Origin of the sequence: Streptomyces sp. NPDC002809 (assembly GCF_040295435.1) — a bacterium.
Classification (GTDB): Bacteria; Actinomycetota; Actinomycetes; order Streptomycetales; family Streptomycetaceae; genus Streptomyces.
In genome coordinates this window covers 1-12,640 of sequence record NZ_JBEOVJ010000135.1, presented here as the reverse complement: position 1 = coordinate 12,640, position 12,640 = coordinate 1, and the positions used below count along the sequence as shown (strand labels likewise).

Here is a 12,640-nt window from a genome sequence, read left to right as displayed (position 1 = left end):
AACAAGGACGCCGAGGCCCCGATCTTCGACCTCGTCGACTACGGCGTCGTCGGTGACCTCTTCGACGTCGTCCCGCAGCTCACCGACGAGGTCACCGCCCGCAAGGGCTGACCCTGCCGGGCGGCACACAGCAGAACAGCAGGACCCACAGTCCGGGGCCGCACGGTGAACCCACCGCGCGGCCCCGCACCGTTTCCGATCACCATTGACGCAGATACGGCAGCCTTATAACTTCACTATACGGATTGTTGATTCCGGGAAGCGGAAACAATGAGAGCGTGGAGGGTGCGGAAATGGGTCAGCAGGAGAAGGTGGCGACGAGCCTCGCCGGTGCGGTCAGTGACGGGATCAGCGCCTCCCTCACCGCGGTGGACGCCGAACTCGCCCGCCGCTACCCGGGCGACCCCGGAACGCGCCAGCCCGTCCACACGGTCTACGTGCCCGGGGACACCTTCACCGAAGGCACCATCCGGTCCTGGGGCGACCAGGCGTTGCGGGCGCTCGACGAGCACGCCCCCGACGCCGCCTCCCTCGCCGCCGTGCTCGGCATCCCGGCCGACCTCGCCGGACCCGTCCACGACCGCGTACGCGCCAAGTTGAGCCGTGAGCCCGTCGAGGACCTCCGCGTCGACTTCGAGGACGGCTACGGCCCCCGCTCCGACGCCGAGGAGGACGAGGCCGCGGCCCGTGCGGCCCGGCTGATCTCACAGGCGTACGCGAACGGCACGGCAGCGCCGTACATGGGCATCCGCATGAAGTGCATGGAAGCGGCCGTACGCGACCGGGGCATCCGCACCACGGACGTCTTCCTCACGGGTCTGATGGAGGCGGGCGGCCTCCCCGACGGGCTCGTGCTCACCCTGCCGAAGGTGACGTACCCCGAACAGGTCACCGCCTTCGTCCAGCTTCTCGAAGCCTTCGAGAAGGTGCACGCACTGCCCTCGGGGCGGCTCGGATTCGAGATCCAGATCGAGACCAGCCAGTCGATCCTCGCCGCGGACGGCACCGCCGCCGTCGCCCGCATGATCGACGCCGCACAGGGCCGTGCGACGGGCCTGCACTACGGCACGTTCGACTACAGCGCCTGCGTCGGGGTCAGCGCCGCGTACCAGGCGAGCGACCACCCGGCGGCCGACCACGCGAAGGCCGTGATGCAGGTGGCGGCCGCGGGCACCGGCGTGCGCGTCTCCGACGGTTCCACCAACGTCCTGCCCGTGGGACCCACCCCCCGGGTCCACGATGCCTGGCGGCTCCACTACGGCCTCACCCGGCGCGCCCTGGCCCGTGCCTACTACCAGGGCTGGGACATGCACCCGGGGCACCTCCCGACCCGTTACGCGGCCGTCTACACCTTCTACCGCGAGGGCCTGGAGCAGGCCGCGGCCAGGCTCGCCGCATACGTGGCGAAGGCGGGCGGCGACGTGATGGACGAACCCGCCACCGCCAAGGCGCTCAGCGGCTACCTGCTGCGCGGCATCGACTGCGGCGCGCTGGACACCGCGGAGGTGGCCCGGCTGACCGGACTGACCCGCGCCGACCTGGACGCCTTCGCCTCACCGCGGCGTGGCGGACTGACCGTGACGGCGCCGTAGCCCGTTCCACGCTCCGGACGACGCGGGCACATTCCGCTCTGCACAAACGATTCGGTCGCCCCGGGTGCTGCCGTGCGCTGCGCCCGGGACGACCGGATCACTGGCGTTGTATCGGGCCTCCGAAACGCCGCGCGCGCTGGGTGAGTCTGCTGCGGAGCCGCATGCTCACCAGGACACCGACGAGCAGCACGAGGACGACGAGGCTGGTGACCCGCCAAAGGATGCTGTTCAGCACAGTGACCACGCCGATGAACGCGAGGCCGAGCAGGAACACCATCTCGCGGAGTTCCTTCTTGAGCTGGTACGTACGGCTGCAGCGGATGCGTACGGTGGCCAACCACTGTCCCTCGACGCCGAGTCCGGACCACAGCCTGCGGTCCAGGAACGCCCACGGCAGATCCGGGTAGGTGCCGAGTGCATCGAGTGAGCTCGGATAGCGGCTGGTCATGTCGCCGCCGTGCAGCTCGGTCCGACGGTTCTGCACCTCGTCGCTCGTCTGGATGGCCTTCAGCTCGAGGACCGGCACGATCCCGTTTTCGTCCGGGAAGCCTTCCAGTACCACGTCATCACCGCTGGACACGCCGATGAGCTGAAGCGTGAGAGCGTCCAGCAGGCAGACTTCGTGCTCCGCGCTGGCGCGGTCACCGTCCTGGATCCTGCAGGTGATGTAGCTCTGCTTGCCGAACAGCACATCGTGCCACCGGTGTCTGGCCTTGGGGAGCGTGGCCGGGCGCACCGTGATCGCTTCGCCCGGCTCGACCCCCACACAGATACGCAGCGAGCGGTCGACCTGCACGGTTCGCCGGTCCTCGCGGTCGATATCGGCTGCGACCACCACATTGGCCAGTGCACCCAGCCGCTCGTGCCGGGCAGCCGGGATCTGAACGTTCTGAACGATCACGTGGCTCGGGTGGCGCAGCGTGGCGGCGAGCCCGGCCGAGATCCTGACCACGCCCGAACCGCGCTGGTCGTACGTATCGGGGGTGCGAGCGGCGTGGAAGGCTCCTGGCGGCAGCTCGTTGGTGGGGTGGATGTCGTCGTACGGAATGTGTGACGGCGCCTCGGAAACAAGGCCCTCCAGCCCGGACCGAGTAGTGCGTTCCTCGTCCTGGAACAGCCGGGTGCCCTTCTCGCAGAGCTGTTCGTCGCCGCGGGCCCGCGAGCTGAACTCCTCGGGGGTGTCGCCGAACCACTCCCGCAGGCGCCGTGACTCAGAGAGCAGATCGGTGAGCAGTTGCCGTTCGCCGGGGTGTGGTCTGGGGGCCCCCGTTCCGTCGTGGAGCACGCCGTAACGGTGCACGTACGCGTAGACGCCGCCCAGCCGCTCACCGGAGGGCATCTCGACGGGGAAGCCTTCGGCCGGCAGGAACACCCGGTCGTACTCGCCACCGGGTGTGAAGACTCCTTCGCTGCCGTCGACGATCTCCAACTGGGCTGCGTCCAGCCACGTGACGAACAGGTCGCGGGTCCTGCCCGGCGTGTGGAAAGGGGATGCCGAGACGTAGCCGAGCGGACTCACATAGGCGGAGACCCCGACCTCGATCCCTGTGGAGCGGACCTTGACCATGGGAATGGTCGAGGAGACGCCCAGCCCGTCCATCTTGTGCCGCAACTGTGCCGGGCAGGCGTTCGAGCCGATCGAGAGTACGGGGAACCGCTCGCCGATCAGCGGTTCGTTGGCGCTCATGAGCGCATAGTCGAGTGGTACGGCACGACTCGACGTGGCGTTGCCGCTGAACCCGTCGTCCGGGCTCTCCACCAGCCACTGGGCAAGCCGTCGGTTCTGCTTGGGCCGTAACTTCAGGTACTGGTTCCGATGCAGCAGACCCGATTCCACGGGCCAGGTCCCCGGGTAGATGAGCGGGTGTTCGCGTGGCGCTTCAGCGAGGCCCAGTGCCTCAAGAGTGCGTTCGTTCACCTTGCTTCTGACCTTCCCCGGAAATTAGGAGTACGGGCGCAGTGCGTCCGACATCCTAGTGATCCGGGCACCACGTCTCCTAGAAGGCCAGAAGGTGTGGAACCGCTCAAGTGTTCTCAGACCGGGCGCAGTTCGCCCGAACCGCGGGGAATCAGCCTCGTCGGGAGCTCGACGCGGGCCGGCGAGTGGTCGGCGCCGTCGAGCCGACGGAAGAGGTGCTCGGCCGCCGTGCGGCCCACGGCCGCCGCGTCCTGGGAGATGACGGTGATGCCGAGCAGGTCCGCGAGCTCGATGTCGTCGAAGCCGACGAGGGCGACCGGGTGTTCCCGGCCGGCCAGGACACGCACCGCGGTGACCGTCACGCGGTTGTTGCCCGCGAAGAGGGCGGTGACGGGCTCGGGGCCGGAGAGCATGGCCTCGGCGGCCGGACGGACCCGCTCGGGATCCGTGGAGCCGAGCGAGACCCAGGAGTCCTCGACCGTGATCCCGGCGTCGGTCATGGCGGTGTGATAGCCGCGCAGGCGCTCCGTGGCGGTGTGGATCCGGGGCTGGTCCCCGATGAACCCGATCCGGCGGTGGCCGTGGGCGATCAGATGGGCGACGCCCTCGCGGGCGCCGCCGAAGCTGTCCGAGAGCACCATGTCGGCCTCGATCCGGCCCGCCGGACGGTCCACGAAGACCGTCGCTATGCCGGCCTTGATCTCCGGCTCCAGATAGCGGTGGTCGTCGCCGGCCGGAATCACGATGAGCCCGTCGACGCGTCGTGCGCACAGCGCGAGCACGAGCTCCTGCTCGCGCTCCGGGTCCTCGGCGCTGGAGCCGTTGATGAGCAGGGCGCCGTGCGCGCGGGCGACCTCTTCCACGGCGCGGCTCAGCGGCCCGTAGAACGGGTCCGCGAGATCCTCCAGGACCAGGCCGATCGAGGCGGTGCGGCCCTTGCGCAGCACGCGCGCGCTGTCGTTGCGTCGGAAGCCCAGCGCGTCGATGGCCTCCTGGACCCGGCGCTCGGTGTCAGGCGTGACGCCCGGCTCGCTGTTGACCACGCGCGAGACCGTCTTGAGGCCCACTCCGGCACGGGCGGCCACGTCCTTCATGGTCGGCCGGTTGCCGTAACGGGGCTCGGGGCGACGGGTGGTCTCGGCCACGGTGTGCAGTCCTGTCGTCGGGTGCGGGCGATCCGGACCGGGGCCGCGGAGGATACCGCGGAAGGGGCCGGAGGCTGTGGCGTCGAGCATAGGCCCTGGACAACGTTGTCAGCGGAATGGAGACTGTGCAGACCATTTACTGAAGCCGCAGGTCCCGCCACCTCACCCACGGAGCCACACCGATGCATACCGACCTCGTCGCCGCGCTGGACATCGGCGGCACCAAGATCGCCGGGGCGTTGGTGGACGGCGACGGCACGCTCCGCGTGCGGGTGCAGCGACCGACGCCCGCCCGCGAGGACGGCGAGACGGTGATGGCGGCGGTCGATGACGTGCTGTCGGAGCTGTCCGCGTCGCCGCTGTGGGGCAGGGCCACGGCCGTCGGCATCGGCAGTGCCGGCCCGGTGGACGCCGCGGCCGGGACGGTCAGTCCCGTGAACGTGCCCGGCTGGCGGGGTTTCCCGCTGGTGGAACGGGTGAGCGCGAGGACCGGCGGTCTCCCCGTCGAACTGGTCGGCGACGGGGTCGCGATCACGGCGGCCGAGCACTGGCTGGGCGCCGCCCGCGGCCACGACAACGCGCTGTGCATGGTCGTGTCGACCGGAGTCGGCGGCGGGCTCGTCCTCGGCGGCTCACTTCACCCCGGCCCCAGCGGAAACGCGGGCCACATCGGGCACATCAGCGTCGACCTCGACGGTGACCCGTGCCCGTGCGGGGCGCGCGGCTGCGTCGAGCGCCTCGCGAGCGGCCCCAACATCGCCCGCCGGGCGCTGGAGGGCGGCTGGCGGCCGGGCCCGGACGGTGACACGACCGCGGCGGCGGTAGCGGCCGCGGCGCGAGCGGGGGATCCGGTCGCCGTCGCCTCGTTCGAACGGGCCGCGCAGGCGCTGGCCGCGGGCATCGCGGCGACGGCGACTCTGGTCGAGATCGACATCGCAGTGATCGGCGGGGGAGTGGCCGGCGCGGGCGATGTGCTGTTCGCCCCGCTGCGCAGCGCCCTGCGGCGGTACGCGACGCTGTCGTTCGTCCAGCGGCTGACCGTGACACCGGCGGTCATGGGCAATGACGCGGGGCTGGTGGGTGCGGCCGCGGCGGCCTTCGCCGCGCGCATGGGTGCGGACGGGGCCGTTCCCGTCTAGGGCGTCTCGTTCGGATCATGCCGGGCCCGCGGGATCATGCCGGGCCGGCGAAGTCCGGCATGATCCGCCCGGGCCCGGCCCGATCCTGACGAAAGACCCTGGACGACGGGCGCGGCTCCCGTCGGGCGCCGCGGCGACGGGTGGCGACGACGTCGGACGCCGCCACCCGCGTGCCTCGCGCAGGCGGCCTCAGCAGCTGATGCGGAGGTCCGCCCAGTCGGCGTGGTCGGAGTCGACGCCGTCGCCACCGTCGGTGACCACCAGACGTACGACCTGCGCGCCGCTGACGTTCGCCGAGACGGACTGTGCCGCCATCGCGTTGGTCAGGACCCCGGTCGATGCCGCCTTCGTGCCGTCCGACCAGATCTCGAAGGCCACGCTTCCCTTCGCGCCCTTCTCGTCGTCGGCCCCGACGCGGGCCGTCACGGTGCTGCACGCGCCGCCCGCGTAGTACTCGACGGCACTGGCCGCGTGCACGCCGAGCCCCTTGGCGTACACCTCGCCGCCGATGGTGAGCGGATGGCCGTCGCCCGCGGCGCTCTCACCGTTGCTGGTGTCCTTCTCGACCGGTCCGTAGCCGTTGGCCGCGGAGAGCTGGGGCAGATCGCTCAGATAGCCTCCGCCGGGCGGTGGAGCCGTCACCACATGGGCCTGGAACGGGACGGAGGACCGCACCCGCATCCCGGAGGGCGAGCGGTACCGGGCGGTGAGCGTCAGGTCGTATGTGCCGGTGGCCGTGCCGGCCGGAGCCGTCACCCGCCAGCGCGTGGTCAGCGCCCTGCCCGTCGGCAGGGTTGCCGTCGAGGCCGGGGAGTCGGCACTGACCTGCCAGCCGGACGGTGCGGTGAGTGCGGCCGACACCTTCACTGCCGGTGTACGGCCCAGATCGGTGACCGCGGTCGTCAGCCGGACCGTGCGGCCGGCCTCCATCAACGGGCTCCCGTCCAGGGCCAGTTCCACGGCCGGTGGATACGCCGCCCAGTGGCTTTCGGCGGCGACGCGCAGCAGTACCGTCCCGTGGGCCGGGACGGTCGCGGAGAGACCGCCCGCCGTGTTGCGCGTGGTGTGCGCCCACAGGTCGCGCACGGTGTACGCGTCCGCCTGCGGAAGCCCCGCCGCCGCGGCCGTCGTCGAGATCCGCTGCGCGCTCCCGGTCTCGTTGAACAGCGCCACCACCCGGCTGCCGTCCTGCATCTCCTTGCCGACGACCCAGCGCCCGCCGTCGGAGGAGAGGACCGTGCCCTGTTTGCCCAGCGGGTCCTGGTCGACGGCGATGACTTCGTGGTTGGAGAGGATCTGATACGTCTCGGGGGTCGCCGTGCGCAGATCGGAACCGATGAGCAGCGGCGCGGCCATCACCGACCACATGGAGAAGTGGGTGCGGTACTCGGTGTCCGTCATCCCGCCGTTCCCGACCTCCAGCATGTCGGGGTCGTTCCAGTGGCCGGGGCCCGCGGCCGCGGCGAGCGGCAGGTTCTGCTTCATGATCGACAGCATGCTGCTCCAGCTGTCGTTGATGTCACCCGTGGTGCGCCACAGGTTGCCCAGATCGGCTGCCCACTCCCAGGGCTTGTTCTCGCCCCATTCGCAAATGCTGTAGACGATCGGCCGGCCGGTGGCGGCGAGTGCGTCGCGCATCGTCGTGTAGCGCTCTTTCGCGTCCACGCCCTGGTTGTTGCAGTTGTCGTACTTGAGGTAGTCGACGCCCCAGTCGGCGAACTGCTGCGCGTCGCTGAACTCGTGCCCGAGCGCGCCGGGAAGGCCGACGCTGTCGCAGGTCTTGGTGCCCGCGCTGGTGTAAATGCCGAGCTTGAGCCCCTTCGAGTGGACGTAGTCCGCGACGGCCTTGATTCCGTTCGGGAATCGCGCCGGATCTGCCTCCAGCTTGCCGTCGGCATTGCGCTGCGGCTTCGCCCAGCAGTCGTCCAGATTGACGAACTCGTAGCCCGCTTCCCTGAGTCCCTTGTCGACGAATATGTCGGCGATTCCCTTGACCATCGCCTCGTCGAACTCGGCCCGGCAATGGGTTGAGTTCCAGTTGTTGAAGCCCATGGGCGGAGTGAGCGCGAGGCCGTTGCCGGCCTGTGCACCCGCCGTCGGCGACGGGACGGAGGCCGGGGGCTGGGCGGTGGCGGGAACGGCGGTTCCCGCCGCGCACAGGAGGCCTGCGGTGAGTGCTCCGACGACTCTGTGACGGCTTGTGCGGGTGGTACGGCCTGGGAGATGACGCATCGTTACGTTCCTCCGTACTCGTGCCGAATCGAGTGGCGTCATGTGCACGCCAAGACGAGCGATTACGTTAGAGCGTGTTGGAGTCTGTTGGAAGAGGGGTGGTGCCGGTTGTTCGGTATCTCGTCAAAACCCTTGACGCCGCTGCTTGTTGAGGGTGAGATCCAATCGCACGTTCGGTTGTGTTGGGTTGCCATCCGGAGGAGTGGGTCATGGCGCACTCGTACGACAGGTCAGATCTGCCCGGCAGTGTCGCGGGGCATCGGATGTCCCGGCGAAGTCTGCTGCGGGGCGTGGCGGCCGGAGCCGGCGCGGTCACGCTCCCGGCACTGCTCACCGCGTGCGGAGGGCCCCCCGGAGGTGACGGCAAGACCATCACCCTGGGCTCGAACTCGTCGGACCCCGTCCCGAAGAAGGCGTTTGCCGACGCCTTCAAGGCTTATGCCGATCAGTCCGACGGCCGAAAGGTGAAGGTCAACACCGTTGACCACAACACCTTCCAGGAGAACATCAACCGCTATCTGCAGGGCAAGCCGGACGACGTCTTCATGTGGTTCGCCGGAAACCGCATGCAGTTCTTCGCCAAGAAGGGGCTCCTGTACGACATCAGTGACAACTGGGAGGGCTACGAGGGATTCTCGGACGCTCTGAAGGCCCAGTCCACCGGCGAGGACGGCAAGCAGTACCTCACGCCGTACTACTACTATCCGTGGGCCGTCTTCCACCGGAAGAGCCTCTTTGCCGAACGCGGCTATCAGGCGCCCAAAACGCTGGACGAGTACGTGGCCCTCGCCAAGCAGATGCAGAAGGACAAGCTCGACCCCATCGCGTTCTGCGACAAGGACGGCTGGCCCGCCATGGGCACCTTCGACTACATCAACATGCGGACCAACGGATACGAATTCCACAAGAGCCTCATGGCCGGCGAGGAAGCCTGGACGGACAAGCGGGTCCGGGAGGTCTTCGACACCTGGCGGCGCCTGCTCCCGTACTGCCAGCAGGGTGCCAACGGCCGCACCTGGCAGGAGGCGGCGACCAGCCTCCAGAAGCGCGAGGCCGGCATGGCGGTCTTCGGCCTGCCGCACCCCGGAGCCCAGTTCCCCAAGGCCGAGCAGGCCGACCTCGACTTCTTCCCCTTCCCCGTCATCAACCCGGAGCACGGCCAGGACGCCGTCGAGGCGCCGATCGACGGGTTCCTGCTGGCGAAGAAGTCGAAGAACCTCAAGAACGAGAAGAGCCTGGAGAGCGCCAAGGACCTGCTGAAGTGGCTTGCCACCGGCAAGGCCGAGGACATCTACCTGAAGAGTGACCCGAACAACATCGCGGTCAGCGACCAGGCGGACACCTCCCAGTACTCCGACATCCAGAAGAAGGCCGTCGAGCTGGTGTCGGGGGCGAAGCAGATCTCCCAGTTCCTGGACCGCGACACCCGGCCGGACTTCTCGTCCACGGTCATGATCCAGGCCATCCAGAAGTTCATCAGCAGTCCGAACGACGTGGACGGCCTGGTCAACGACATCGAACGGCAGAAAAAGACCATCTTCGCCTCGGACTGAACGGGGAGTACCGACCGTGTCGTTCATCTCGGGGCGGCGCACCGGACGACGGGGTTCGCGGCGGTTCACCCGCCGCGACCTCTTCGTGCTCGGCGCGCTGCTCGGCATACCCGTCCTGCTCGACATCGCCATCGTGTGGGGGCCGACCCTCGCCTCCGTCGCCCTCTCGTTCACCAGCTGGGACGGCATCGGCGACATCGAGTGGGTCGGAACACGCAACTACACGAACCTCTTCACGAACTACCCGCAGTTCTGGCCGGCCGCCCGCCACAACCTGCTCTGGCTCGCCTTCCTCGGCCTGGTCGCCACGCCGTTCGGGCTGCTCCTCGCCGTACTCATCGACAGGGGCGTGCGCTTCAGCCGCTTCTACCAGTCGACGCTGTACATGCCCGTGGTGCTCTCCCTCGCCGTGGTCGGCTTCATCACACAGCTGGTCTTCTCCCGCGACCAGGGGGCCCTCAACGCGATCGTCGGCGACACCGCATCGCCGACCGACTGGCTGGGCGATCCCGACCTCAACATCTGGATGGTCCTGCTCGCCGCGGCCTGGCGCCACACCGGCTACGTGATGATCCTCTACCTTGCCGGGCTCAAGGCCGTGGACTCCTCCCTCAAGGAGGCCGCCGCCATCGACGGGGCGAGCGAGTCCCAGACCTTCTTCCGCATCGTCTTTCCGACACTGCGCCCGGTCAACGTCATCGTCGGCGTCATCACCGTCATCGAGTCGCTCCGTGCCTTCGACATCGTCTACGCCGTCAACCACGGCCGTAACGGCCTGGAACTGCTCTCGGTGCTCGTCACCGACAACATCATCGGCGAGGCCAGCCGTATCGGGTTCGGCTCCGCCATCGCCGTCGTCCTGCTGGCCGTCTCCCTGGGATTCGTCGTGACGTACCTGGTCCAGGAGATCCGAGGGGAGAAGGACCGATGACCACACAAGCAGCCGCCGCCCGTCCGGCACCACCCGTCCCCGTCACGTCCCGGCGCAGGATCCGGCCCGGCCGGCTCGGCGTCCACGCCTTCCTCATGACGGTCTCGCTCGCCTTTCTCGCCCCGCTGCTGCTCGCCGTGTACGCCTCGCTCAGGCCCTACGACGAGACCTCGGAACACGGCTACTTCTCGCTTCCCCGCCATCTCTCGCTGGACTACTACCGGCAGGCGTTCACCGACTCCGGCATGACGAAGTACTTCGTCAACACCATGATCATCGCGGTGCCCGGGGTCCTCATCACCCTGTTCCTCGCCTCGTTCGTGGCGTTCGCTCTGGCCCGGCTGAGGATGCGTGGCGGCCTCGTCCTGCTGATGCTCTTCACCGCGGGGAACCTGCTCCCGCAGCAGGTGATCGTCACCCCGCTGTACGTCGTCTTCAACCGCATCCCGTTGCCCTACTGGATGTCCGACTCGATGACCATGTTCGACTCCTACTGGGCCGTCATCCTGGTCCAGGTCGGATTCCAGCTCGGCTTCTGCGTCTTCGTCCTGGCCAACTTCATGCGGACGCTCCCGCAGGAGATCCTGGAGGCGGCCGTCGTGGACGGGGCGGGCGTCTGGACCCAGTTCTGGCGCATCACCCTGCCCCTGTGCCGCCCGGCGCTCGCCGCCCTGGGCACGCTCCAGTTCACCTGGATGTACAACGACTTCCTCTGGGCGCTGGTCTTCATCTCGGACGGCGACAAACTTCCGGTCACCTCGGCGCTGAACAACCTGCGGGGCCAGTTCTTCACCGACTACAACCTGCTCGCCGCCGGCTCGGTGATCGTCGCTCTTCCGACCCTGATCGTCTTCCTGCTGCTCCAGCGGCACTTCATCGCGGGACTCACGCTGGGGTCCAGCAAGGGGTAGCGGCTGACAGGGGAATCGAACCAGGCATCCACAGCCGCCTGTCCCACCGGTCAGCCTCCGGCAGGACGTGCGCGCACACCTTCGGTGTGATCGAGCGGGTACGCATGGCCCACCCACTTGGACGCGGGCGCCGCAGACACCTCACACCTGCCACATCCAGCCGTGACCGCCCCGGCGAAGCCCACTCGAACGCACACGTGGCGTATTAGGATCCATGCACCCGCCGTAAGGAGCAGCATGCCGGTCGACTTCAGCAAGGTCCCCGTCGGCCTTGTCAGCCTTGCGAAGACCGCAGCGATCAGCCTGGAGAAGAAAGGGCTGAACGGGCAGCGGGCAGCCGTCTACCTCGTGCTCGACCGGTCGGGCAGCATGCGCTCCTACTACCGTGACGGCAGTGTGCAGAACCTTGCCGAGCAGGCTCTCGGACTCTCGGTGAACCTGGACGATGACGGCACAGTGCCCGTTGTCTTCTTCGACTCCGACGCCCACCCCGTCGTCGACGTAAGCCTCGACAACTACGAGGGCAGCATCAACCGAATACACGACAGCCTCGGCCACATGGGCACGACCAACTACGGCGCGGCCATGCTCGAAGTCATCGAGCACTACGAACAGTCCGGAGCGACGGACCCGGCATTCGTCATCTTCCAGACAGATGGGTCGCCCGACTCGAAGCGGGAGACGGAGAAGATCCTCTGTGAGGCTGCGAGGCTGCCGATCTTCTGGCAGTTCATCGGATACGGCAGCGACCAGTTCAAGTTCCTGCGGAAGCTCGACGACCTCAAGGTTCCGCAGAAGCGCGTCGTCGACAACGCGGGCTTCTTCCCGGCCGGGCGAAACCCGAAGGCCCTGTCGGACGCAACCCTGTACGACGAGCTGATGGGCGAGTACCCGGACTGGCTGAGAGCCGCCAAGGAGGCGGGCATCCTCCGCTGAGGGCTGTCCCGCAGTCCCTGGCGGGCGCACGACGACAGCTACGGCACCTCGCCGCATTGTCGGAACGCCCGGACACATCCAGTATGCGGACGCCCCTCCGCCTTGCGAGGCATCGCATCCAACGCCGCGCGCCGATCCACCACGGCTCACGGGACAGCGGTCACCGCATGACTGAGCCCCGGGCCTGATGGACCGGGGCCCGACGCCTACGCCCCACCGCCATCCGCAACGTGTCCCGACACCGCTCCAACCGGAGCCCGCGGACGCGGCCCCCGGAGAACCG

General features: G+C 68.6%; 9 protein-coding genes and 1 pseudogene. 7 read left to right on the top strand and 3 right to left on the bottom strand.

What is annotated here, in order from left to right; translation table 11 throughout:
* Both ABT025_RS38180 and ABT025_RS38175 read left to right on the top strand, forming a co-directional pair.
* Positions 1 to 111 (top strand): annotated as a pseudogene (locus ABT025_RS38180) (electron transfer flavoprotein subunit alpha/FixB family protein); the annotation flags it as partial.
* Between the two features lie 182 nt (positions 112 to 293).
* A complete protein-coding gene (locus tag ABT025_RS38175) occupies positions 294 to 1,592 on the top strand; it encodes a DUF6986 family protein (RefSeq protein ID WP_351003305.1) in 1,299 nt (432 codons plus the stop codon).
* A 97-nt stretch (positions 1,593 to 1,689) separates the two neighbouring features.
* On the opposite strand, the gene ABT025_RS39625 is transcribed toward ABT025_RS38175, so the two are convergent.
* Positions 1,690 to 3,510 carry a hypothetical protein gene (locus tag ABT025_RS39625; protein WP_502972128.1) on the bottom strand — a complete coding sequence of 607 codons (1,821 nt, stop codon included), beginning with the start codon at positions 3,508 to 3,510 and terminating at the stop codon, positions 1,690 to 1,692.
* A gap of 116 nt (positions 3,511 to 3,626) precedes the next feature.
* The gene (locus tag ABT025_RS38165) at positions 3,627 to 4,655 is read right to left on the bottom strand and encodes a LacI family DNA-binding transcriptional regulator (protein ID WP_351003302.1); all 1,029 of its coding nucleotides are present in this window, start codon (positions 4,653 to 4,655) and stop codon (positions 3,627 to 3,629) included.
* Between the two features lie 182 nt (positions 4,656 to 4,837).
* Between ABT025_RS38165 and ABT025_RS38160 the strand changes: the two genes are divergently transcribed.
* Positions 4,838 to 5,794 carry an ROK family protein gene (locus ABT025_RS38160; protein WP_351003300.1) on the top strand — a complete coding sequence of 319 codons (957 nt, stop codon included), beginning with the start codon at positions 4,838 to 4,840 and terminating at the stop codon, positions 5,792 to 5,794.
* A gap of 189 nt (positions 5,795 to 5,983) precedes the next feature.
* Here the strand turns inward: ABT025_RS38160 and ABT025_RS38155 are convergent, their stop codons facing one another.
* Positions 5,984 to 8,026: an NPCBM/NEW2 domain-containing protein gene (locus ABT025_RS38155; protein ID WP_351003298.1), complete on the bottom strand. Its 2,043-nt coding sequence runs from the start codon at positions 8,024 to 8,026 to the stop codon at positions 5,984 to 5,986.
* A gap of 263 nt (positions 8,027 to 8,289) precedes the next feature.
* Here ABT025_RS38155 and ABT025_RS38150 point away from each other — a divergent pair, with 263 nt between their 5' ends.
* From ABT025_RS38150 to ABT025_RS38135, 4 genes are all read left to right on the top strand, one after another.
* Complete coding sequence (locus ABT025_RS38150) at positions 8,290 to 9,579, top strand: ABC transporter substrate-binding protein (protein ID WP_351003304.1); 1,290 nt, start codon at positions 8,290 to 8,292, stop codon at positions 9,577 to 9,579.
* A gap of 16 nt (positions 9,580 to 9,595) precedes the next feature.
* The gene (locus ABT025_RS38145; protein WP_351003296.1) at positions 9,596 to 10,510 is read left to right on the top strand and encodes a carbohydrate ABC transporter permease; all 915 of its coding nucleotides are present in this window, start codon (positions 9,596 to 9,598) and stop codon (positions 10,508 to 10,510) included.
* Complete coding sequence (locus ABT025_RS38140; RefSeq protein WP_351003294.1) at positions 10,507 to 11,421, top strand: carbohydrate ABC transporter permease; 915 nt, start codon at positions 10,507 to 10,509, stop codon at positions 11,419 to 11,421. Before ABT025_RS38145 ends, ABT025_RS38140 begins: the two co-directional genes overlap by 4 nt.
* Before the next feature lie 237 nt (positions 11,422 to 11,658).
* A complete protein-coding gene (locus ABT025_RS38135; protein ID WP_351003292.1) occupies positions 11,659 to 12,357 on the top strand; it encodes a vWA domain-containing protein in 699 nt (232 codons plus the stop codon).
* Positions 12,358 to 12,640: the final 283 nt, after the last annotated feature.